Origin of the sequence: Bradyrhizobium dasycarpum, from assembly GCF_042019905.1 — a bacterium.
GTDB classification, from domain to species: domain Bacteria; phylum Pseudomonadota; class Alphaproteobacteria; order Rhizobiales; family Xanthobacteraceae; genus Bradyrhizobium; species Bradyrhizobium japonicum_B.
In genome coordinates, this window is record NZ_CP169574.1 from 3,631,984 (window position 1) to 3,652,612 (window position 20,629).

Sequence of the window (20,629 nt, forward strand, 5' to 3'; positions counted from 1 at the left end):
GGTCCAACGGGGGCCGCAATCTAGCATGGCCTCAGGCGAAATAGTGCGAGGCCTCGCGCGAGTCGTTCGGCTCGGGCGACAGCGGCGGCGCCGGATCGTAGACGGCGAAGTCGTTCTTGCCGTTCTTCTTGGCGGCGTAAAGGGCGTGGTCGGCATTGGCCATCAGGCGGTCCGGGAACGCGCCGATGTCGTGATCCCATTGCGCGACGCCGATCGAGATCGCGATCGGGATGTCGTTGCCGGTGCAGGCCTCGGCATCCTGGCGGCAGACCTCGAGCACGCGGCGGGCGATCATTGCGGCCTCGCGCAGGGACGAGGACGGCAGCACGACGCAGAATTCGTCGCCGCCGGTGCGGGCGAGCATGTCGCCGGGCCGCAGCCGCGTCTGCGCCATCAGGGTGAAGTGCTTCAGGCAGGCGTCGCCGGCGGCATGGCCGTGGGTGTCGTTGATGGTCTTGAAGCCGTCGAGATCGATCACCAGCAGCGAGAACGGCTGATGGCTGCGCTCGGAGCGGGCGCATTCCTCGGTCAGGCGCTGCAACAGGTGCCGCCGGTTGGCGACGCCGGTGAGGTCGTCGAGCAGCGCGAGGTCGGCGACCTCGTTGCGCAGGCGGTCCATCGCCATCAGCAAGAAGCCGAAATTGAGCGTCATCGACAGGAACAGCAGCCCCAGCACCATGACAGCATGGGTCTGGCCGCCGGCCTTCGCCGACAGATCGTGGCCGAGCAGATTGCCGATCGTGCGGACCATGAGGATCGCGATGATGGCGAGGATGACGATGCCGGACAGCCGCGCGCCCGGGCTGACGCGCCCCTCGGGCGGCCACAGCAGCAGCCGCAGCGCCAGCACCAGCGGCAGGGCCTGGCCGAGCGTGTAGCTGAGCATGCGCAGCTGCATGTGCTCGAAGCCGATCATGAAGACCACGACGCCGGCAAGGCTCAGGCCCCCCGTCGCCAACATCAGGCGCCACGAGACCGGCCGGTCATAGAAGCGCTGAATGCCCATGGCGGCGAGGCAGCTCGCCGCGATGACGCCGGCCGCGCCGAGCAGAAGCGGCAGGGGAGAGGAGACGAACAGGCGGATCAGAGCCGTCATCGCCCCGATAGCGCCGACGAAGCACGAGGCCATCCAGAACCGGGCGGCGGCGAATGTCGGATAGGACCGCGTCACGTAAGCCCAGATCACGCCGAGTGCCAGGAAGTTGACGACGAAGACGGTCCACAATGTCATTACGTTCAGCATGGCGCGTGCAGCACGCGCAGCGCCGCGCCCCCCGTCCCTGACAAACGTCCGTACATACCCGCCCCCGTGTTCTTGCGGAGGATCATGCGCGCGGCGCGCTTAATGGAGTCTCACCGCAATCGCGCAAACTCCGGCGTTGGTTTTGGATTGATGAATCCCGCGAGCGGCTCCGACATCGTTAATCAAGCCCTGCCGCTGACGCGCGGGCCGCGCCGCGGCGGCGCGAAGCGGATTCGCGCGGCAAAATCACCTGAAAATGCATCTGAGCTGTGGATAACGCGATGACATGGATGTGACAGCGCGGGGCAGAGACCTGCGAATCTGCTGAGTTCGTCGTCGAGGATGTTGCGAGGCTGGCCCTCCGCCGAGCATCCCTCGTGTCGCGTTTCACCATTAACCCTTAAGAGGATCCTATGGCTAAGAAAGCGAAGAAGGCGACGAAGAAGAAGGCGAAGAAGGCCAAGAAGGCGAAGAAGAAGTAACGAGGCTTGTTCTTTGCCCGGGTGGAGCCTCGCTCCGCCCGGGCGTCGGGACGAGGGTTTGATGTGGCGGGCGCGAGCCCGCTTTTTTATTGGCCGGAGGGCTACCTCTCCGCAAACGCCAGCTTGGCGCCGAGTGCGGCAAAGCCGGCGGCGAAGCTGCGGCGCAGCCAGGCCATGACGCGGGGGCGCGAGATGACGCGCTCGCGCACGGAGGCGGCGCAGAGGCCGTAGACGGCGAACACCGCGAAGGTCATCGCCATGAAGGCGCCGCTCAATTCCAGCATGCGCGCCAGCACATGGGCCTCGTCCGCGGCGATGAACTGTGGCAGGAAGGCGAGGAAGAAGATCGACAGCTTGGGATTGAGGATGTTGATCAGAAAGCCGGTGACGACGACGCGGCCGCTCGAACGCTCGCTGATCCCACCCTCGACCGAAAGCGCCCCGCTCTCGCGCAGCGCCTGCCAGGACATGTAGAGCAGATAGGCAACGCCGCCCCATTTCAGCGCGGCGAAGGCGAGCGCGCTGGTGTGGAGCACGGCGGCGAGCCCCAGCATCGCGGCACACATATGCGGCACGATCCCGAGCGTGCAACCGAAGGCGGCGGCAAGGCTGGCGTGCGAGCCGCGCGTCAGCGCCACAGCCAGCGTGTAGAGCACGCCGGTGCCGGGCGAGGCGACGACGATGAGCGAGGTGAGCAGGAAGGACCAGGACATGGGCGGACCATACCATCCCGCCTCGCGACGCGGAAGCGAGGTCCCGACCTCAAGAGCACGAGCTGAGAGCCGTCCTGTCCCACCAACAAGACAACTTGAGACCGTCACCTGAGGTGCGCGCTCTGCTGAGCGCAGCGCTGCAGAGCAAGCATCAAAGGGCGACGGCCCGGCTGCGTCTCGGCCGCTCATCCTTCGAGGCTGGCGCCACGACTCTATCGCGCCGCGACGCGCGCGCCTCAGGATGACGGATCGAGGATGGTCAAGACAGCTGCGCGAGCTCGGCTTCGCGCAGCACGTCGAGCGGCGCCCAGGGTTTTGCCCAGAACTTCGCACCCTGGGGCAAGGGCTGCTTCAAGGGGCGGCCGGAGGTGACGACGACGTCGAGCCTGGGATTGCGATCCTTGGCGACATGGGCGAGCTCGACCCCGTTCATGCGGCCGGCGAGCTGCACGTCGGTCATCATCAGGCAGAGCGCGCCGGCGCTCTTCTCGAGCACGCGCTCGGCGGCCTCGGCGCTCTCGCACTGGATCACCTGATAGCCGCTCTCTTCCAGCAGGAGACATAGCATCTCGCGCTGCATGACGTCGTCCTCCACGATCAGCGCGGTAGCTCGGAATGGTTGCGCTTGTCCCATCGGCGTCTCCAATGCTCGCTTGCGTAACGTATGTTAAGGAGCAAATTCGCGTGGAGTTCGGTTCCATCATGAAAAAATGTAAAGCATAGTTCCATCTGGGGGGATCGGACGGGGGAACATCATGACAGCGATTCGCGGCGCCGCCGCCATCACGGGAGCGGCCAGCGGCATCGGCCGGGCACTGGCCATCGAGCTTGCGCGGCGCGGCTGCGATCTCGCGCTCGCCGATCGCGACGAGGCCGGGCTGAAGACGCTGGCGGCAGAGATTGGCTTGACCCGCAAGGTCAGCGTGCATCGCGTCGACGTCGGCGAAGCGGGCGACATCGTGCAATTCGCGGCCGAGGCGATTTCCGCGCATCCGGAGCTCGGCATCCTCGTCAACAATGCCGGCGTGGCGCTGATGGGCTCGTTCGAGGAGATCGACCAGGCGCAGATGGACTGGCTGTTCGACATCAATTTCTGGGGCGTGGTGCACGGCACGCGCGCCTTCCTGCCGCATCTGAAGACGAGGAGCGAAGCGCATATCGTCAACCTGTCCTCGATCTTCGGCATCATCGCCCCGCCCGGACAATCGGCCTATGCGGCGGCGAAATTCGCTGTGCGCGGCTTTTCCGAGAGCGTGCGGCACGAGCTCAGCGTCGCGGGCAGCGCGGTCCGGCTGTCGGTCGTGCATCCCGGCGGCGTCGCCACCGCGATCGCGCGCAATTCCCGCACCGGAATCGGCGTCACCGACAATGCCCGCCGCGCGCAGTCGATCGAGCGGTTCGAGAACGCGGCCAGGACCTCGCCGAAGGACGCTGCGTTGCGCATCATCAAGGGTATCGAAAAGAACGAGCCGCGCATCCTGATCGGCAACGACGCCCGCTTCATGGACCTGCTGCAGCGCTTCCGCCCGGCGACGTATTGGGCGCCGTTGCAGCGGAAGCTGGAGAAGATGGCGAAGGGGACGTGAAGTCGTAGGATGGGTAGAGCGAAGCGAAACCCATCATGTTTCCGCAAGGAGGGGCGATGGGTTTCGCTTCGCTCTACCCATCCTACAAACTGCGCTGTCGTAGGGTGGGCAAAGGAACTTGCGCCGTGCCCACCATCTCTTTCGATCACGAAGAATGCGTGGGCGCGCTTCGCTTTGCCCAACCTACGAGTTCAATGCCTCACTGCCCCGCCAGCCGATCCGCGAAATAACCGATGGTCTTGCGATACACCACCGCCCTGTTCCATTCGCGCATCGCCTCGAAATTGGCGGTGCCTTCGCCGTAGGGCTGGCCCATCTTGAAGCCGCTCACGTGCAAGAGGTTCGCGGTCGAGGCGAGCACGTCGGGGATGCTGTGGCGGAGGTCGACATGGCCGTCGCCGTCGAAATCGACGCCGTACTTGATGTAGGACGAGGGCAGGAACTGGGTCTGGCCGATCTCGCCGGCAAAGGCGCCGATCATGTCGCGCAGCGGCAGGTCGCCGCGCTGCACGATCTTGAGCGCGGCGAGCAGCTCGCCCTGGAACAGATCGGTGCGGCGGCAATCATGCGCCAGCGTCGCCAGCGTACGGACCACCGGCATCTTGCCGATGTCGCCCTTGCCGAAATCGCTCTCCAGGCCCCAGATCGCGACCAGGATGTACCTGGGCACGCCGAACTTCTGCTCGATGCGCGAGAGCAGCGCGGCGTGGCGCTGCAGCATCGCGCGGCCGCCATTGATGCGGCCCGGGCCGACGCGGGTCGAGACGTACTGCTCGAAGGTCTTGTTGAAGGTGTGGCGCTGGCGGCGGTCGAAGGCGAGCACCGCGGGGTCGGGAGCGACACCGCTGAGCGCCGCATTGGTGACGCTCGCCGAGACGCCGGCCGCCTGCGCCTCCTGGGCCATGGCGGCGACGAAGGTGTTGAAGTCGCCGCCGCAGCGCGCGGCCTGCGCCGAGCCGCCGGCCAGACACAGCACCGACGCGGCGGCGAGAAGCAGTCTCAGCATATGGAGCAATCCCCTGAAAAAACTGGCGCGAAGCAGCGCGCGGATCATGCCCGGGAAAGCCGCGAGGGTCAAAGCGCAACGCTCGAAGCACAAATCTTGAACCGCAAGACTTGATCCGCAAGACTTGATCCGCATCAAACCGTCTCACGCGACGTTTCCTAGATTGCAACCGACAGCAGCCGCCCAGGAGACGCGTCCATGACCGGAATTACCCTGACCACCGAGCAGATCCGCAATGCGCCCGCAGCGGTGCGGCAATGGATCGAGCAGGAGGTGATCAGCTCGCTTGGCCTCAGCCCCCGCGCGCCCGTGACGATCCCGCCCCAGGCGTCCCATCTCGTCGCCTGCAGCGTGGAGAACGTCGCCGGCGTGCTCGAGCATATCAGGGGCGTGCTGCCGGCGGTCAACGTGCTGCTCGAGCTCGGCCGTCCCGGCATCAGCTTCGGCCAGCCCGCGGTGATGACGTTCCGCCTGATGGACATCCTGCACCACGCCCGCCTGCACAACGTCGGCGAGGTCATCACCTGCCTCGAGATGATCAACCAGGCGCTGGTCGAGGTGAAGCAGGATCCGTCGGTGCGGTTCTGCGGCTTCGACAATGAAGGCCATTGCCTGATCGCACCGCAGACGCAAGCGAGCATCGCCACGCTGTGGCAAAAACATGATGGAGCGCCAGCAGGCCGCGCAGCAGCACGCATCCGCCGGCCGGGCTGCGCCGGCGGCGTGAGGGGGATGACCTCGCCGCACTTTCCCGTCGTCATTCCGGGGCGCGCGTAGCGCGAACCCGGAATCCATCGAGCGGCAGAGACGGTGGCGCGATGGATTCTCAGGTGCGCAATTGCGCACCATAGCTCGCGACTTCGTGGCGCCCGGAATGATGGATGAGAGAGTTGGCGCTATGATATCGTTGCTTGCGCCGCACCGCCGCGCGACGCGTTGAGCCAGCATAAAGCCACCAGCCATGAGCAACCATCAGCAGCCTCATCCTCCCCGCTCCCTGCTCCGCATTCCCCTGTTCCGCCTGCTCGCCATCAACCTTGCGATCGGCGCCTGCGCCGCGGCGCTGCTCGTCGGCGGGCTGCTCTGGCTCAATCCCGGCCATCTGCGCGAGCTGATCTTCGCCGATGCTTCGCCCGGCGTCGCGCTGGGGCTGCTGCTGGCGTCCTTCCTCATCACCTTCGGCTCGGCCGCGATGGGCAGCGCGATCATGGCGCAGGGGCGCAAGGAGGACGGCGGCGAGAGCGGCGGGCACGGATCGCGGCTCGCCGTGCAGGAGGTGGCGCGGCGCACGCGCACGCATTGAGACATGCGCGGCGACGACGGAGCTGTCTTGCGCCCGTCGGATCACAATATCTGCACGCAGGCGGGAAGACGTGCAGGCTGATGCGCCTTCCGCACGTCACGCGCTACGTTGCGGGCCCCGCGACGCCAAGTGGTTCGATAATCCAAACAATTGCTTCGACGCGTGTAGGAACCGGATATCGCAACCGACGCATATCTGATGCGCTCGCTGCGACACCGACGCGCCACGATTTGCCTTGCCATCGCAGGGCGCCTTCGATAACCTTCTATCTTAAGTTGTCGCCCCGCCAGCCCCGGGCGACACTGAAGACCAAAAAATAAACGGCGGGCCTTGGCCCGCCGTTTATGGACGCAGGCGTTATCCAGGCACCGCCTCGGCTCACGCCGCAAGCCCCCTCGCGCAGCAGATTTTCAATCAGCCGCATCAGATCGGGTGGTTCTCGGCCTGCAACCGAGGTTGATCGCCGCCAAAGTCATTTGACTGCGGCCCGCCAATCGACGACAAGCCGCCATGGCCAAAAAACCCGGAACCAATCCCAAAGGCGAATTCGCCTTCTTCAATGTCGTCTATGAGGACGATTCCCAGCGCTCCAACCGCCGCGTCCCCGCCGAGCTGCTCGGCGGCCTCGACGGCGACGAACCCGCCCGCGGCTTCATCATGGAGCAGGACCGCGAGATCGCGGAAAAGAGCGGCCGCCCGGCGCTGGAGATCAAGCGGCTCGAGCGGGTCGGGGCGAAGAAGAAGTAGGGGTGGCTGCCCCACGTCATTGCGAGCGCAGCGACTTGTCCGCCGAAGCCTTAGCGAAGGCGGAAGCAAACCAGAAATGTCTCCGCGGAAAGACTCTGGATTGCTTCGCTACGCTCGCAATGACGGCAAAGCAAAAACGGCGGGCCAAGGCCCGCCGTTTTGCTTTGGATCGCTGCCTGCGATCAATTATCCAAGAAGCTCCGCAGCTTCCTTGACCGCGACGGATGCTTCAGCTTCCGCAGCGCCTTCGCTTCGATCTGGCGGATACGCTCGCGGGTCACGCTGAACTGCTGCCCCACTTCTTCCAGCGTGTGGTCGGTGTTCATGCCGATGCCGAAGCGCATGCGCAGGACGCGTTCTTCGCGCGGGGTCAGCGAGGCCAGCACGCGCGTGGTGGTCTCGCGCAAATTGGACTGGATCGCGGCGTCGATGGGCAGGATCGCGTTCTTGTCCTCGATGAAATCACCGAGATGCGAATCCTCCTCGTCACCGACGGGCGTCTCCAGCGACAGCGGCTCCTTGGCGATCTTGAGGACCTTGCGGACCTTCTCCAGGGGCATGCCGAGCTTTTCGGCGAGCTCTTCCGGGGTCGGCTCGCGGCCGATCTCGTTGAGCATCTGGCGGGAGGTGCGCACGATCTTGTTGATCGTCTCGATCATGTGCACGGGGATGCGGATGGTGCGGGCCTGGTCGGCGATCGAGCGCGTGATCGCCTGCCGGATCCACCACGTGGCGTAGGTCGAGAACTTGTAGCCGCGGCGGTACTCGAACTTGTCGACCGCCTTCATCAGGCCGATGTTGCCTTCCTGGATCAGGTCGAGGAACTGCAGGCCGCGGTTGGTGTACTTCTTGGCGATCGAAATCACGAGACGGAGGTTGGCCTCCACCATCTCCTTCTTGGCCTGGCGTGCCTCGCGCTCGCCCTTCTGCACGGAGTGCACGATCTTGCGGAACTCGACGATCTCGAGGCCGGTCAGGGCAGCGAGCTGATGCACCTCGTGACGGAGGTCCTTGATGCGGTCCTTCTCGTGGTGGACGAAGTTCTTCCAGCCCTTTGCCGACAATTTCGAGACGCGGTTGAGCCAGCGCGGGTCCAATTCAGAACCCGTGTAGTTGCGCAGAAAATCCTCGCGCGCGACGCCGTGGCTGTCGGCAAGGCGCATCAATCGGCCCTCGTGCGAGACGAGGCGCTTGTTGATGTCGTAGAGCTGCTCGACGAGTGAGTCGATACGCGCCTGGTTGAGGCGCAGCGACTTCACCTCGACGATGATCTCGTCCTTCAGCTTCTTGTACTTGCGCTCCTGGTGCGGCGAGAGCGACTCGTTCTGGAGCTGGTTCTGGATGTCCTGCTCCTGAAGCTTGCGCAGCTTCTTGTAGCTGTCGGCGATCTTGTCGAAGATCTCGACCACTTTCGGCTTGAGCTCGGCCTCGATGGCCGCGAGCGACATCTGGTTCTCGAACTCGTCGTCGTCCATGTCGGATTCGGCGGCGGCCTCGGCCGGATCCTTCTCCTCGGTTTCGGCGGCACCGGGCGCAGCGGCGGCACGGAACGGGGTCGGCGCCGGCGGCGCCGCCGGCGGGGCGACATGGGCGGGCGCGGCCGCGGAGGCGGCCTCACCACCTTCGGCCGTGGCTTCGCCGTTCTCGCCGGTGGGACCTGATATCATCGCAGTGTTCATGCCGGCCTTGGCGTCGGGGCCGGCATAGGTGGCTTCGAGATCGATGATGTCGCGGAGGAAGATCTTGCCCTCGTTGAGCTCGTCGCGCCAGATGATGATGGCCTGGAAGGTCAGCGGGCTTTCGCACAGCCCTGCGATCATCGCCTCGCGGCCGGCTTCGATGCGCTTGGCGATCGCGATTTCGCCTTCGCGGGAGAGCAGTTCGACCGTGCCCATCTCGCGCAGATACATGCGCACGGGATCGTCGGTGCGCTCGCCCGGCTCGCTCTTCTTGACCTCGGTGACGGCCTTCTGGGTGACTTCGACGAGCTCGTTGTCGGTCTCGTCCTCGCCCTCGTCCTTCTCTTCCTCGCCTTCAGTGTCGTCGGCTTCGGTGACGTTGATGCCCATGTCCGAGAGCATCGACATGATGTCCTCGATCTGTTCGGGCGAGGTCTGGTCCGACGGCAAGACTTCGTTGAGCTGATCGAAGGTCACGAAGCCGCGCTTCTTGGCCTGCTTGATCATCTTCTTCACGGCGGCGTCGGACAGGTCGAGCAAGGGCGACGGCGCGTCCTGGGAGTCCTTCTCCGGCGCGTCCGCTGCCTTGTCGTCTTTTTCCTTGTCCTTCGCCTGCAGCGTCTTTGCCTTGGTGGCCATCCATTGCTCCTAAACGCGCTTCATGCGAGGCGCTTGGCAGCGCCTGCCTGAATTCACATGAACCTGTTGCTCGACGCTCTCGCTTCGGCAGCTCTCGACACGGAAAGGGCGGCGCACATGTCTCTCGCCACCCCCAACTTTCTCTCGCCGGAATTGCCTAACGCTTCGTCAGCCTCTTTGTCGCAGCGGATGCAGGTGTAGTGCCAACAGCGATTGCGCGGATTCATTCCTGACGCGTCTGTTCTGCCTGCGGCCGCCTCTGGGCCAAAGTGCTACAAGACCGTTAAGCCTCGATTAACCCTGTTTTTGCCGCCAAACCCAAGATTTGGCGAGTCTTTTAGCGGTTCCGGCCGCGGCCGTCCGCATGATTCTTTGCATCACATGCTCTTCTGGAACCGACCCGACAGCTCGCCAAAACCCTCGATCAGAGCTTCGGTGCCGTCGACCTCGCCGATCCGAGCCTTGACGTCACGCAACCACGCCAAATTGGCCTCGCTGGGGTCCTCCCCCAAGGCCAGCTCGGCGTCCTTCAGCTCTCTAAGTAGTGAATGCCATTGCCGATGCAAGGCAACCAGTTGATGCCAGGTGGCGAGAACATCGTCCCGCGCCGCGCCCTCGCGCGCGCCCCACACCGCCGCGGTGGTGATGCCGTTCTCAACCCTTTGAAGGAGTTGCGAAAATCCACCCTTTGCGAGGTCCGACCGCATCTTCTCGGCCTGCTCCTCGGGGTCGGGCGAATGGTGATGGTCGTTGGCGAAGGCGGCGATGATGCCGGCCCTGAGCTTGTGAGCCTCGGGATGGGCCAGCTCCAGGGCCGCGACCTCCTCGAGGTGGTCGTGCAGCAGCCAGGGGTGGTTGATCAGGCATTGCAGGATCAGCGCCTCGCGGCGGGAGATGGCGCTGCGCTGGCCCTTCATGATCGGGCTTGCCGCCAGTTGGGGGCTGGCGGCCTGATAGGGGCCTGACGGTAGCGGGGTGGGGGCAAACGTACCGCGGCCCCTTCCTCCGAATCCCTGACCGCCGAATCGATTCTGCCGCTCCGCCCCTGGGCTGGAATTGGCGGCCGCCACCGCCCTGGCCCTGGCGGAAATTGCCCCGGCCGTTGAAGCCGCCGCGGCCGCCCTCGGGGGCAAAGGTGCGCTGCAGCCGCTCGACGAACTCGTCGCGGTAATAGCGCCGCACCACCTCGTCGCGGATGCCGTTGGTGAGCTCCCTGATGCGCGCCTCCAGCGCGGCACGGCGCTCGGGCGTGGCGAAGTTGCCGCCTTCGAGCTCGCGCGACCAGATCATGTCGGCGAGCGGGCGGGCCGCGCCGATCACCTCCTCGATCGCGCCGCGCCCGCCGGAGCGCGCGAGATCGTCGGGGTCCTGTCCTTCCGGCAGCAACGCGAAGCGCAGGCTCTTGCCGGGCGCGAGGAAGGGCAAGGCGAGATCCGCGGCGCGATAGGCCGCCTTCTGGCCGGCGCGGTCGCCGTCGAAGCAGAGGATCGGCTCGTCCGCCATCTTCCAGAGCAGCGCGAGCTGGCTCTCGGTGAGCGCCGTGCCGAGCGGCGCGACGCTGCCGGCAAAGCCCGCGGTGACCATGGCGATGACGTCGACATAGCCCTCCACCACGATCAGCGATGCGCCGTCATGGGTGGCTTTGCGCGCGGTCTGGTGGTTGTAGAGATTGTCGCCCTTGTGGAAGAGCGGCGTCTCCGGCGAGTTCAGGTATTTTGCCGGAACGTCCTTCTCCAGCGCGCGCCCGCCGAAGGCGATGACGCGGCCGCGTAGGTCCGTGATCGGAAACATCACGCGATCGCGGAAGCGGTCGTAAGGCACGGGAATGTCGTTGCCGGCGACCAGCAGGCCAGTCTCGACCATGTCGTCGACGGAGACGCCGAGCTTGCCGAGATGCTCCTTCAACGCGAAGCGGTCCGGCGAGGCATAGCCGAGGCGGAACTGCAATTGCGTTGCCGGCGAGATGGCGCGGTCGGCGAGATAGCCGCGGGCCTTGGCACCCAGGCGCGAGGCCAGCGTCTCCGCGAAATAGGTCGCGGCGAGGTCCATGACGTCATGCAGCGTGCGGCGCCGCTGCTCCTGCCGGGCCGCATCCGGCGTCACCGCCGGCAGCGCCAGGCCGGCCATGCCGGCGAGCCGCTCGACGGCCTCGGCAAACGGCAGGCCGTCGGTCTCCATCACGAAGCTGATGATGTCGCCGTGCTTGCCGGAGGAGAAGTCGTGGTAGAAACCCTTCTGGTCGTTGACGTAGAAGGACGGCGTCTTCTCCTGCTGGAACGGCGACAGCCCCTTCCACTCCCGCCCCGCCTTCTTCAGCTTGACGCGCTTGCCCACGACTTCGGAGACCGAAAGCCGGGCTCGAAGCTCGTCGAGGAATTGAGGCGTGAAGCGCATGGGCTGTGTCTAGCGCAATCCGGAGTGAGGTGGGCTGGGATCAGGGATATAGGTGCGGGGTGGGCAAAAGTCAGGTTTGTCGGGCTTATACGCGCTGTTCACAGCCCTCCCTTCATTCCGGGGCCCCGCAGGGCGAACTACGATGCGCAATTGCGCACCTGAGAATCTCGAAATTCCGGGTTCGATGCCCCGCATCGCCCCGGGATGACGGGAAAAGCTTGAACCCGCCCCGGTTCCACGCTTCCATAGGCCATGTTCAGGACGTTTCGAGGCGGCCAGAGCGGGGGCTGGCGCGTGACCTCGATTGCACCGGTGACGGGCGAGCCCCTGCCCTTCGTGCCAGCGCTGTCGGCGACCGACAGCGAGGCCGTGTCGTTGCCGCTGGTGCCCTCGCGCAATGCGTGGCGGCTGGTCGGCGTTGCCAGCAGCCTGCGCTACACCGAGCGGGCCGAGAAGGAGAAGCTTGTCGCCGTGCAGGCCGGCCTCGGCCGTCCCGAGGCAACCTCCGCAGCACTGATCCCGATCCGCAAGTCGCAGGCCTGGTGGGAGCTGACGCAGGAGGAGCGGCGCAAGATCTTCGAGGACAGATCGCACCACATCGCGAGCAGTCTTCGCTTCCTGCCGGCGATCGCGCGCCAGCTCTATCATTGCCGCGACCTCGGCGAGCCCTTCGATTTCCTCACCTGGTTCGAATTCGCCCCCGCGCATGCCTCGCTGTTCGAGGAGCTGGTCGCAATGCTGAGGCGGACCGAGGAATGGGCTTACGTCGAGCGCGAGGTCGACGTGCGCGTGGTGAAGGAAGTGCTGTCGGCCTAATGCTCCAGGAAACGTCCGGACTCGATGCGCGGCAGATCGGTGGCGGGCCAGTTGTAGACATAGGTCCAGGCCTTCTCCGCGGTGCCGTCGGGCAATCTCACCTCGATGAGCTGGCGCAGATATTCGGTCGGCTCGGGAAAGCCTTCGCCGCAGGCCTCGTACATGTCGAGCTCGCGCAGCAGCTCGTCCGGCACGCGCATCCGAAACAGCTCGCCATGGACGAGCTCGGAGGCCGCGCCCGACAGCAGCAATCCCGGATAATGCTTCACCAGAACGAGCCGGCCGCGGCAGGTCGCCTCACCGAGAAAATCGGCGTGCCCCGCCAGCAGCCGCGCCATCGGATGGTCGAAGCCGCGCATCAGGGTGCCGTAGACGAAGAGGCGATCGGAAGTCATGCTGTTCTAACGTTGCGACGCCGGGGCAATATCGTTACTCCGTTTAGACACGTAATCGTTTCATAGGCAATCGGGATGGACCTGCATACGGCCGAGGCGGCCGATCAACTGCTCGGCGAGGGCGACATTCCGCCCGTGCATGAGGTGAATGCGCGAGGGACGTCGCCTTTCCTGCTCACCTCGGATCATTACGGACGAGTGCTACCGCGTGCGCTCGGCGACCTCGGCGTCACCGAGGCCGAGCTGACGCGGCACATCGGCTGGGACATCGGCATTGCCGGCGTCGCCGAGCACCTCGCAACGCTGCTGGATGCCCATCTGATCGCGCAGCGCTATTCGCGGCTCGTGATCGACTGCAACCGCCCCCTGCCGCGGCAAGCTCGATCCCGGTCATCTCCGAAGCAACCGCGATCCCGCGCAACGAAGGCATTTCGGATGAGGAGCGCGCGGCGCGGCGACGCGAGATCTTCGAGCCCTATCATCGTCGCATCGATGCCGCGATCGACCGCCGCGTGCGCGCCGGTCAGCCGACCGTGCTGGTGTCGCTGCACAGCTTTACGCCTGTCTATGCCGGCGTCGCGCGGCCCTGGCACATCGCCGCGCTCTACAATCGCGACACCGTGCTGCCGCAGCTGCTGCTGAAGCATCTGCGCGCGGACGGCGACCTCGTCGTCGGCGACAACGAGCCTTATGCGGTGAGCGACCTCACCGACTACACCATCCCCGTGCACGGCGAAGGGCGCGGCCTCGTCAACACCGGCATCGAGATCCGGCAGGACCTGATCGCGGACCACACGGGCCAGCGGCAATGGGCCGAACGGCTGGCAGGGATACTTGCAGCAATACTTGGCGAGATTGCGGTCCGGCCGACCGCAGGGCGGCCGGCATAGGGCTTACTTCGCCCGCGTCAGCGCCAGCCAGATGCCGCCGCCAATCATGAAGCCGCCGGAGATGCGCGACATCATCCGCGTGCGGCGCGCCGAGAAGAACTTTCGCGCACGGCCGGCGGCGATGGCATAGAGCGCGTCCGTCATCACGGCGGTGACCATGAAGGTGGCGCCCAGCAGCGCGACCTGCGGAAAGTGCGGCTGGTTCATGTCCATGAACTGCGGGATGAAGGCGCCGAAGAACACCAGCACCTTCGGGTTCGACAGCAGCACCAGGAATCCCTGCAGGAAGAAGCCGCCGCGCGGCGGCGGAGGCGGCGTGTCGACGTCGACGCCCTCGACCGGCGCCAAGATCAGCTTGATGCCGAGCCAGATCAGATAGGCGGCGCCGGCAAAGCGCACCCAGTCGAACCAATAGCCCATGGTCGCCATCAGCGAGGTCAGGCCGATCGCGACGATGCCGATGACGATGGCAAGTCCGGCCTGGGCGCCGGCCACGTTGGTGAGCGCGGCGCGCGTGCCGTGGCGCAGGCCGTTGGCGATGACGAGGGTCACGATCGGCCCCGGCAGCAGCGCCAGCGCAATGCAGGCGGCGACGAAGGCGAGATAGGCTTGCATGGACATCATGGGATGGACTCGGCTGAAAGCGGTTTGGAGCCATTAATGCATGCGAGAGGCGGAAACGGAAGCCGGATGAGCGCAACGCTTGCGCCCCACCGCTGGTGTCATACCCGCGAAGGCGGGTGATGACAGCGGAAATGGGGGAAAGATCGTGTGCAGCCACGCCGCATCGTCAATTTTTCGGCAGGCCCGCGGCCGCGCGCGCTGCCCCGGTCAGCTCGAGGATGTGCAGGCCGGTATTGGCGCGGTCGACGATGTAGATGTAGCCGCGGTCGTCGGTCTCGACATTGTTGGTCTGGATCGCCACCTTGCAGCGCTCGCCGCCTTCGATCGGAATGCAGCGCTTGTCGGTCGCAGCGGTGATCGACGGAATGAAGTGGCCGACTTCCCTGGGATGAAAGGGATCGCGGATGTCGAGCGCGCGCACGCCGGCATTGAAGAAGGCGATGAAGGCCATCTTCTTGTAATAGACCGGCGCCATGCTCTCGTTCGAGGAATGCGCGCCGAAGCGGCCGCCGCGCTGGCAGAACTGCCCGCTCGCCTCCGGCACGGTGTAGCCTCGAGATCATCATCGGCCGCGTCTCGGTGGTGACGTCGGCGAACCACACCATCTGCCGCGCCTCGCCGCATTCGTTGAGGATCGCTTCATTCACGATCATGACGATGTCGCGGGTCTTGCCGTCCTTGTCCTCGGAAAATTCCGCGATCGGCATGTCGAGCATCGGAAACGTGGTGTGGGCGCCGTTGAAGGCGGACATCGGCAGCCGCGCAATCTCGGGATAGCGCAGATTGTCCGGCGTCGGCTCCTTTGCCCCGCTCAGGAGCTTGCCGCGGTCGACGATCTGCAGAATCCCGCCCTTGTTGGTGCCGTAGCCGAAATAGACGCGATTGCCGTTGGGCCCGGTCGAGATCGGCCCGTGCAAGGCGGTCGGCACCGCGCCGCTCGAACCGGGCTCCTGGCCCGGCAGACCAAAGTCGCGGATCTTGTGCGGCCGCGCGGGATCGGAGAGATCGTAGACTTGCGTCATGCGCCGCGTGCGCCAGTCCGGCGGCCCCGAGACGAGATAGGCAATGCCGGTGTCGCATTCCCACCAGCTCTTGTGCGTGTCCTTCAAGCCGCCGAGGCGCGTGATGAGCACCGGGCTGGCGGGATCGGTGACGTTCCAGATCTCATGCGCCTCGCTGCCGAAGGTCCTGAGCATGTAGACCGCATTGGGATCGCCCTTCGGCAAGGCCTTGCCGTCGCAGACCCGCACCATCTGCGCGCCGCCGGATTCTGTACTTGCCCTCCTGCCCCGGCAAATGCCGCAGATACTTCGGACGCGCGGGATCGGTGACGTCGACAATGGACGTTCCGTTCGGCTCGGCCTTGCCCGTCATCGGGTTGACGGGCGCGGGCACATCCTCCGTGCCGCCGTGATGGCCGATATAGGCGATCCAGCGGTCGCCCTGGCGATGGATGGTCGGTTGATAGGCGCTGCGAGCCTGGAGGTCGTGATGGCCGACGAGCTTCATGTTGGACGCTTCAGGCGGCGCGCCGACGGTCTGCATCTGGGCGTGGACCGCGTTGCTGCAGGCAAAGAGGACGACGGCGGCAGCAAGTGAAACGCGACGGAACATGAAAGTCCTCCCGGAACCAGTCTGCGCTGGCTGAGATGAGAAGCTAGCACGGCCGATTGCACGCCACAAAAGGCTCGGCTCCTCGAGTTGTCATTCCGAAACCGCGCAGCAATGATCCGGGATCTCGAGATTCCGGGTTCGCGCTTCGCGCCCCGGAATGCCGTTCTGCTTGACATGCAACCATTTGGTTGCCTATTATCGTTGCCATGGACGAGGTCTTCAAAGCGCTCGCCGATGCATCGCGACGCTCGCTCCTGGACCGGCTTCACGCCAGGAACGGCCAGACGCTGAACGAGCTTGGCGAGGGCCTTGCGATGACGCGGCAGGCCGTGACCAAGCACCTTGCGATTCTGGAGGAGGCCAATCTCGTCACGACCATCAGGCATGGCCGGGAGAAGCTGCACTACCTCAACCCGGTGCCGATCCACCAGATCGGCGAACGCTGGATCAGGAAATTCGAGCGCGGCAAGCTCATCGCGCTCGGCGAGTTGAAACGTCAGTTGGAGAAGCGCGATGAGTAAGCCGGACTTCGTCTACGTGACCATATCGGAAACCGGCAAGGCGCCGACGATCCCGCCCGCCGCGCTCGGTATCGAAGGGGTTCGGTGATGAATATCGATCAATTCAAGCCGCTGACCGTCTACACCATCTACATCGCCTCCACGCCGGAGCAGGTGTGGCAGGCGCTGACCTCGGCCGAGTTCAGCCGAAAGTATTTCTCCGGCTTTGCGGTGGAGATGGAGCCGAAGCTCGGCGGCAGCTTCATCGTGCGTGCGCCCGACGGCTCCGAGCACATCTGCGGCGAAGTGTTCGAATACGATCCGCCTAAACGGCTCACGGTGAGCTGGAACGTCAATTGGCCCGACCTCGTGGAAAAGCTCGGCACCACGCTCGTCACCTACGAGATCGAGACAGCCGGCGAAGCCGTCCGCCTCACCATGAGCGAACGCCACGACCGCGCGCTCAGCGACGACATCCTCGAAGGCGGCCGCACCGGCTGGCCGGCGATCCTCTCCGGATTGAAGAGCCTGCTGGAGACAGGCAAGGCCCCGCAAATCAAGATGGCCCCGCCGGCGAAGATGCTGGAAGCGTTGAAGGCGTTGGGGATCAAGACGCCGTAGGCGTGCGCGCTCCGCTTTGCCCACCCTGCGGCACTGCCCAAGGGACGAAGGCGGCGAGCTACACCGGCGCCACCAGGCGCCGGTAGAGGTGCCAGGTCGCATGCCCGAGCACCGGCAGCGTCACGATCAGCCCGAGAAAGTAGGGCAGCGCCGAGACGATCAGCAGCATCACGATCACGGCGGCCCACGAGATCATCGGCAGCGGGCTCGTCACCACGGCGCGCACGCTCGTCACCATCGCCGTGACGAAATCGACCTCGCGGTCGAGCAGCAGCGGAAACGACACCACGGTCAGCGAGAACAGGATCAGCGACAGCACGGCACCGACCGCATTGCCGATGCCGAGGAACAGCAGGCCCTCGTTGGTCGTCAGCACCACGGTCATGAACTCCTGAAGGCTGGAGAACGAGGCGTTGAGGCCGAGCAGCAGCGCGATCAGGAGCCGCACCTGGTACATCCAGACCACGAACACGAACAGCGTGACGAACGCCATCCAGCCGATCTCGCTGCGCGAGCGCACCGCCGACCAGATCGCGCCGAAGGAGACCGGCTCGCCGCGCTCGCGGCGGCGGCTGACCTCGTAGAGGCCGATCGCCACGAACGGTCCGATCAGCGCGAAGCCTGCCGCGAGGGGATAGACCAGATAGACCATGCCGAAGGCGGTCAAGCAGAGCATGATGGCGATGCCGCCGGCGGCATAGAGCGCGCCGAAGCACAGACCGTAAAGCGGCAGTGCCTGGAAATCGCGCAGCCCCTCGACCAGCGCTTCGGCGATGTCGTTCGCCGCGACGGGACGCACCACCGGATCGACCTTGCCCGAGACGGACATCAGCATCCTCCACAGATCGGCGCGATCTTGCGTCGCGCGCGGCCTGAACACGATATTAGCGCCACTGCGCGCAGGTGCAACTTAATGCCGGATGACGGGAAGGAGCGGCGGCCAGCAGGGCCACGCCTCGAATTCTTTAGTCTTCCATGTGATTTTCGAGCAGATTGCTATGGACTGAGCCGACAATGGTCCGCAAATTTTACCTTCGAACCAACGCGCGATGATCAGAACGGACCGCCCAACAGATGAGCCTGCGTACCCGGTTACTGATCCTCGTCATCGCGGCCATGCTGGTACCGGCGATTCTGGTCGGGCTGCGGTTCATGCAGAACCGGGCCAGCGAGATCGACGCGGCGCTGGCCATTCTGGCCGCGTCCGCCGACGACATCGCGAGCGATCTGGACGAGAAGATCCAGGGCACCGCCCAGCTTCACTATGGTCTCGCCCGTGCGCGCGACCTCGATACGCGCGACAAGGCGGCGTGCTCGGCGTTTCTGTCCGATGTCCGCGAGGAATATCCGCAGTTCACGGGCATCCTGACCATCGATCCTGACGGCAGATTATTTTGCGACTCGCTGCGCACCAACCGCACGCTCGACTTGAACGACCGCGGCTATTTCAAGGAGGTCAAGACTCTTCAAGGCGTCGTCGCGGTAGAGCCGGTGTTCGGCCGCCTCACCGGATTATCGGTGCTCCAGATCGCCTATCCGGTGCGATCAGAGACCGGCGCGCTGAAGTTCGTGCTGCTCGCGTCGTTCAACCTGAACAAGTTCGCGGAGTTTCACGACAAGCGGCTGCTCGCCGAAAAGGATATCCTCTTCGTCGATGCCAAGGGTACGGTCCTGGCCGCGCCCAAGGGCGGCGGCTGGCGCGAGCCCGTCGGCGGATCCATTGCGGGCTCCGACCTGTTTCGCTTCGCGGCAGCGCCCGACGGCGAGCCATTTCGGGAGGTCACCGACCGCGGGGGCCACACGCAGATCTGGGGCGTTGCCCGCAATGCCTCGATCCGCAAGGCCGGCCTCTACATCCTGGTCGGACGTTCCAAGGACGGACTGGTCGCGGCGGCAAACCGCCGGCTTTACGAGGACATGGCGATTCTCGCGGTGGCCTTGCTGCTGCTCCTTGCCGGCTTGTGGATCCTCACCACGGTGAGCATCGGGCGCCAGGTCGGGCGGCTCGCCGTCATGGCGAAAAGGCTCGGGCGCGGCGATCTCAGCGCACGAATTCCGCCGCCCCATCCGCGCGGCGAGCTCGGCGGATTGATGACCCTGCTCAACGGCACCGCCGAGTCGCTCGAGCAGCAACGCGCCGCCATCGCCGACCTCAGCCACAAGCTCAGCCAGTCCCAGAAGATGGAAGCCATGGGCCAACTCACCGGCGGCGTGGCGCATGACTTCAACAATCTTTTGACCGTCATCCTCGGCAATTCGGAGCATCTTGCCGACAGGCTGGCGGGCAACAGGGAATTGCAGCGGATCGCCGCCGACATCGCGACCGCCGCCGAGCGCGGTTCCGACCTGACACGCAGCCTGCTCGCCTTCGCGCGCAAGCAGCCGCTCCGGCCGAGGGAGGTCGACATCGCCGAAAAAGATCCTCGGCATGGAGCAGCTGCTGCGCCGGACCCTGGGCGAGCACATCGAGTGCAAGTTCACGTTCGCGCCGGATTTGTGGCTGGCCAGCGTCGATCCCGGCCAATTGGCAACCGCCGTTCTCAACCTCGTGCTCAACGCGCGCGACGCGATGCCGGAAGGCGGCAAGCTGACCGTCGAGGTCCGCAACAGCTCGCTCGGCCAGTCCGACCTCGACGTCAACGGCGAGCCGCGGCCCGGCGACTACGTCATGGTGGCGGTCACGGATACCGGCAGCGGCATGAGTTCCGAAGTGGCGAGCCGCGCGTTCGAGCCGTTCTTCACAACCAAGGAGGTCGGCAAGGGGACCGGCCTCGGCCTGAGCATGGTCTACGGGTTTGCACAACAATCCGGCGGACTCGTGCAAATGCACTCGGAGCCGGGACAAGGCAGTGTCGTCAGGCTGTACTTTCCCCGTCTCGCAACACCGCCGAGCGAAGATCCGCCGCCCCCGGAGCGGACCGTCACACAGGCGGAGCGCGAGACCATCCTCCTCGTCGAGGACGACGACATGGTGCGCGCCTATGTCGAGAACGAGCTGAAGACGCTCGGCTACCGCGTCATCACCGCCTCGAACGGGCCCGCGGCGCTGGAATTGCTGCACCGAAGCGGGGAGATCCGATTGCTGTTGACCGACGTCGTGATGCCCGGCGGCATGTTCGGGCCGGAGCTCGCAAGACAAGCAACGGCGCTGCGGCCCGATCTCAAGGTGCTGTTCACCTCAGGCTACAGCCAGGATCCCGTCAAGACGCCGGACGGGATCACCGCCCGCATCCTGACCAAACCGTTCCGGCGGCAAGATCTTGCCGCGATGCTGCGGTCCGCCCTGGCAGCGCCGCCGCGATAGCTAAGCATGATCCGGAAAAGTGCGCAGCGGTTTTCCGAGAAGATCATGCTCAAACAACAACCTAAAGCGCGAT

At 65.2% G+C, this 20,629-nt stretch carries 17 protein-coding genes and 3 pseudogenes; 9 read left to right on the forward strand and 11 right to left on the reverse strand.

Going from position 1 to position 20,629, the window contains the following annotated elements; translation table 11 throughout:
• Positions 1 to 31: 31 nt before the first annotated feature.
• The 3 genes from ACETMP_RS17490 to ACETMP_RS17500 all read right to left on the reverse strand — a co-directional run bounded on the left by ACETMP_RS17490 (position 32) and on the right by ACETMP_RS17500 (position 3,072).
• The gene (locus ACETMP_RS17490; RefSeq protein WP_375157161.1) at positions 32 to 1,243 is read right to left on the reverse strand and encodes a GGDEF domain-containing protein; all 1,212 of its coding nucleotides are present in this window, start codon (positions 1,241 to 1,243) and stop codon (positions 32 to 34) included.
• Between the two features lie 583 nt (positions 1,244 to 1,826).
• The gene (locus ACETMP_RS17495) at positions 1,827 to 2,438 is read right to left on the reverse strand and encodes a LysE family translocator (protein WP_257178213.1); all 612 of its coding nucleotides are present in this window, start codon (positions 2,436 to 2,438) and stop codon (positions 1,827 to 1,829) included.
• 259 nt (positions 2,439 to 2,697) lie between these two features.
• Complete coding sequence (locus ACETMP_RS17500; RefSeq protein ID WP_375157162.1) at positions 2,698 to 3,072, reverse strand: response regulator; 375 nt, start codon at positions 3,070 to 3,072, stop codon at positions 2,698 to 2,700.
• A gap of 121 nt (positions 3,073 to 3,193) precedes the next feature.
• Between ACETMP_RS17500 and ACETMP_RS17505 the strand changes: the two genes are divergently transcribed.
• Positions 3,194 to 4,024, forward strand: coding sequence for an SDR family NAD(P)-dependent oxidoreductase (locus tag ACETMP_RS17505; protein WP_375157163.1), 831 nt, complete (start codon positions 3,194 to 3,196; stop codon positions 4,022 to 4,024).
• 199 nt (positions 4,025 to 4,223) lie between these two features.
• On the opposite strand, the gene ACETMP_RS17510 is transcribed toward ACETMP_RS17505, so the two are convergent.
• Complete coding sequence (locus ACETMP_RS17510; protein ID WP_375157164.1) at positions 4,224 to 5,030, reverse strand: lytic transglycosylase domain-containing protein; 807 nt, start codon at positions 5,028 to 5,030, stop codon at positions 4,224 to 4,226.
• Positions 5,031 to 5,228: 198 nt separating this feature from the next.
• Here ACETMP_RS17510 and ACETMP_RS17515 point away from each other — a divergent pair, with 198 nt between their 5' ends.
• The 3 genes from ACETMP_RS17515 to ACETMP_RS17525 all read left to right on the forward strand — a co-directional run bounded on the left by ACETMP_RS17515 (position 5,229) and on the right by ACETMP_RS17525 (position 7,080).
• Positions 5,229 to 5,807, forward strand: a complete 579-nt coding sequence (locus ACETMP_RS17515) for a hypothetical protein (RefSeq protein WP_375157165.1) — start codon at positions 5,229 to 5,231, stop codon at positions 5,805 to 5,807.
• Positions 5,808 to 5,991: 184 nt separating this feature from the next.
• Positions 5,992 to 6,333, forward strand: a complete 342-nt coding sequence (locus tag ACETMP_RS17520; protein WP_375157166.1) for a hypothetical protein — start codon at positions 5,992 to 5,994, stop codon at positions 6,331 to 6,333.
• 510 nt (positions 6,334 to 6,843) lie between these two features.
• Positions 6,844 to 7,080, forward strand: a complete 237-nt coding sequence (locus tag ACETMP_RS17525; protein ID WP_028134491.1) for a hypothetical protein — start codon at positions 6,844 to 6,846, stop codon at positions 7,078 to 7,080.
• Positions 7,081 to 7,262: 182 nt separating this feature from the next.
• Here the strand turns inward: ACETMP_RS17525 and rpoD are convergent, their stop codons facing one another.
• Both rpoD and dnaG read right to left on the reverse strand, forming a co-directional pair.
• Entirely contained in the window at positions 7,263 to 9,398 is a 2,136-nt protein-coding gene (gene rpoD, locus ACETMP_RS17530) for an RNA polymerase sigma factor RpoD (protein WP_028134488.1), read from the reverse strand.
• A gap of 377 nt (positions 9,399 to 9,775) precedes the next feature.
• A pseudogene (gene dnaG / locus ACETMP_RS17535) lies at positions 9,776 to 11,792 on the reverse strand (DNA primase).
• Between the two features lie 252 nt (positions 11,793 to 12,044).
• On the opposite strand from dnaG, the gene ACETMP_RS17540 reads away from it, so the two are divergent.
• Positions 12,045 to 12,608: a chlorite dismutase family protein gene (locus ACETMP_RS17540; protein ID WP_375157167.1), complete on the forward strand. Its 564-nt coding sequence runs from the start codon at positions 12,045 to 12,047 to the stop codon at positions 12,606 to 12,608.
• On the opposite strand, the gene ACETMP_RS17545 is transcribed toward ACETMP_RS17540, so the two are convergent.
• Entirely contained in the window at positions 12,605 to 13,003 is a 399-nt protein-coding gene (locus ACETMP_RS17545) for a gamma-glutamylcyclotransferase (RefSeq protein WP_375157168.1), read from the reverse strand. The genes ACETMP_RS17540 and ACETMP_RS17545 overlap by 4 nt on opposite strands.
• Positions 13,004 to 13,078: 75 nt before the next feature.
• Between ACETMP_RS17545 and ACETMP_RS17550 the strand changes: the two are divergent.
• Positions 13,079 to 13,893 (forward strand): annotated as a pseudogene (locus ACETMP_RS17550) (N-formylglutamate amidohydrolase).
• A gap of 3 nt (positions 13,894 to 13,896) precedes the next feature.
• Here ACETMP_RS17550 and ACETMP_RS17555 read toward each other — a convergent pair.
• From ACETMP_RS17555 to ACETMP_RS17565, 3 genes are all read right to left on the reverse strand, one after another.
• Positions 13,897 to 14,517: a LysE family translocator gene (locus ACETMP_RS17555; RefSeq protein ID WP_375157169.1), complete on the reverse strand. Its 621-nt coding sequence runs from the start codon at positions 14,515 to 14,517 to the stop codon at positions 13,897 to 13,899.
• Between the two features lie 166 nt (positions 14,518 to 14,683).
• A complete protein-coding gene (locus tag ACETMP_RS17560; RefSeq protein ID WP_375157170.1) occupies positions 14,684 to 15,061 on the reverse strand; it encodes a hypothetical protein in 378 nt (125 codons plus the stop codon).
• A 620-nt stretch (positions 15,062 to 15,681) separates the two neighbouring features.
• A complete protein-coding gene (locus ACETMP_RS17565; protein ID WP_375157171.1) occupies positions 15,682 to 16,131 on the reverse strand; it encodes a hypothetical protein in 450 nt (149 codons plus the stop codon).
• 206 nt (positions 16,132 to 16,337) lie between these two features.
• Here ACETMP_RS17565 and ACETMP_RS17570 point away from each other — a divergent pair, with 206 nt between their 5' ends.
• Both ACETMP_RS17570 and ACETMP_RS17575 read left to right on the forward strand, forming a co-directional pair.
• Positions 16,338 to 16,652, forward strand: a complete 315-nt coding sequence (locus tag ACETMP_RS17570; protein ID WP_375161931.1) for an ArsR/SmtB family transcription factor — start codon at positions 16,338 to 16,340, stop codon at positions 16,650 to 16,652.
• Positions 16,653 to 16,739: 87 nt separating this feature from the next.
• A complete protein-coding gene (locus ACETMP_RS17575) occupies positions 16,740 to 17,252 on the forward strand; it encodes an SRPBCC family protein (protein WP_375157172.1) in 513 nt (170 codons plus the stop codon).
• 58 nt (positions 17,253 to 17,310) lie between these two features.
• Here ACETMP_RS17575 and ACETMP_RS17580 read toward each other — a convergent pair whose 3' ends face one another.
• The gene (locus tag ACETMP_RS17580; RefSeq protein WP_375157173.1) at positions 17,311 to 18,081 is read right to left on the reverse strand and encodes a DUF2189 domain-containing protein; all 771 of its coding nucleotides are present in this window, start codon (positions 18,079 to 18,081) and stop codon (positions 17,311 to 17,313) included.
• A gap of 245 nt (positions 18,082 to 18,326) precedes the next feature.
• On the opposite strand from ACETMP_RS17580, the pseudogene ACETMP_RS17585 reads away from it, so the two are divergent.
• Positions 18,327 to 20,556 (forward strand): annotated as a pseudogene (locus tag ACETMP_RS17585) (ATP-binding protein).
• Positions 20,557 to 20,629: the final 73 nt, after the last annotated feature.

What these genes read in the sequence shown, in the direction of transcription:
- ACETMP_RS17565 (WP_375157171.1), bottom strand. Translation starts at nt 16,131, where the DNA reads ATGTTCCGTCGCGTTTCACTTGCTGCCGCCGTCGTCCTCTTTGCCTGC.
- ACETMP_RS17495 (WP_257178213.1), bottom strand. Translation starts at nt 2,438, where the DNA reads ATGTCCTGGTCCTTCCTGCTCACCTCGCTCATCGTCGTCGCCTCGCCC.
- ACETMP_RS17540 (WP_375157167.1), top strand. Translation starts at nt 12,045, where the DNA reads ATGTTCAGGACGTTTCGAGGCGGCCAGAGCGGGGGCTGGCGCGTGACC.
- ACETMP_RS17510 (WP_375157164.1), bottom strand. Translation starts at nt 5,030, where the DNA reads ATGCTGAGACTGCTTCTCGCCGCCGCGTCGGTGCTGTGTCTGGCCGGC.
- ACETMP_RS17520 (WP_375157166.1), top strand. Translation starts at nt 5,992, where the DNA reads ATGAGCAACCATCAGCAGCCTCATCCTCCCCGCTCCCTGCTCCGCATT.
- ACETMP_RS17505 (WP_375157163.1), top strand. Translation starts at nt 3,194, where the DNA reads ATGACAGCGATTCGCGGCGCCGCCGCCATCACGGGAGCGGCCAGCGGC.
- rpoD (WP_028134488.1), bottom strand. Translation starts at nt 9,398, where the DNA reads ATGGCCACCAAGGCAAAGACGCTGCAGGCGAAGGACAAGGAAAAAGAC.
- ACETMP_RS17525 (WP_028134491.1), top strand. Translation starts at nt 6,844, where the DNA reads ATGGCCAAAAAACCCGGAACCAATCCCAAAGGCGAATTCGCCTTCTTC.
- ACETMP_RS17570 (WP_375161931.1), top strand. Translation starts at nt 16,338, where the DNA reads ATGGACGAGGTCTTCAAAGCGCTCGCCGATGCATCGCGACGCTCGCTC.
- ACETMP_RS17580 (WP_375157173.1), bottom strand. Translation starts at nt 18,081, where the DNA reads ATGTCCGTCTCGGGCAAGGTCGATCCGGTGGTGCGTCCCGTCGCGGCG.
- ACETMP_RS17555 (WP_375157169.1), bottom strand. Translation starts at nt 14,517, where the DNA reads ATGATGTCCATGCAAGCCTATCTCGCCTTCGTCGCCGCCTGCATTGCG.
- ACETMP_RS17490 (WP_375157161.1), bottom strand. Translation starts at nt 1,243, where the DNA reads ATGCTGAACGTAATGACATTGTGGACCGTCTTCGTCGTCAACTTCCTG.
- ACETMP_RS17500 (WP_375157162.1), bottom strand. Translation starts at nt 3,072, where the DNA reads ATGGGACAAGCGCAACCATTCCGAGCTACCGCGCTGATCGTGGAGGAC.
- ACETMP_RS17545 (WP_375157168.1), bottom strand. Translation starts at nt 13,003, where the DNA reads ATGACTTCCGATCGCCTCTTCGTCTACGGCACCCTGATGCGCGGCTTC.
- ACETMP_RS17515 (WP_375157165.1), top strand. Translation starts at nt 5,229, where the DNA reads ATGACCGGAATTACCCTGACCACCGAGCAGATCCGCAATGCGCCCGCA.
- ACETMP_RS17575 (WP_375157172.1), top strand. Translation starts at nt 16,740, where the DNA reads ATGAATATCGATCAATTCAAGCCGCTGACCGTCTACACCATCTACATC.